General features: G+C 72.3%; 1 protein-coding gene. It reads left to right on the top strand.

The window, feature by feature from the left end; genetic code table 11:
* On the top strand, positions 1-444 hold a 444-nt coding region (locus AC07RN_RS21255; RefSeq protein WP_478337259.1), incomplete at its 5' end, for a tyrosine-type recombinase/integrase.

Raw genomic sequence — 444 nt, forward strand, 5'->3', positions numbered from 1 at the left:
GAGCGGTGCGCAGCGCTGCGGTGGTGGGAGCTCGTCGCAGCCCACGAGCGCGGCGGCCGAGCAGCGCTGATCCGGACGCTGCGCACCGCTCCCGCCTTCGACGGGCACGTCTGCCGCGGCGCGGTACCGAAGATTTCGCCGCATGCCCCGTTCTTCCGGGCCATCGCCAAGAACGGCAACCTTTCCACCACCGCGCTGTCCGCTGCCGCAGTGCACGGCGCCGTGCGCCGCCGGGCCGGTGCGGCCGGCTACGACGAGAGCCTCGTCGCCGCGCTCGGCGGGCATTCTCTGCGTGCGGGTTTCGTCACCCAGGCCTTCCGCAACGGCGCCGACGCGCACGCGATCATGCGCCAGACCGGCCACAAGACGCCGGGGATGCTCGAGGTGTATGCCCGCGAGAACGCCCCGCTCATCGGCAACGCCGTCACCGATATCGGGCTCTGA

This window comes from Lelliottia sp. GFLA7 (assembly GCF_056490165.1).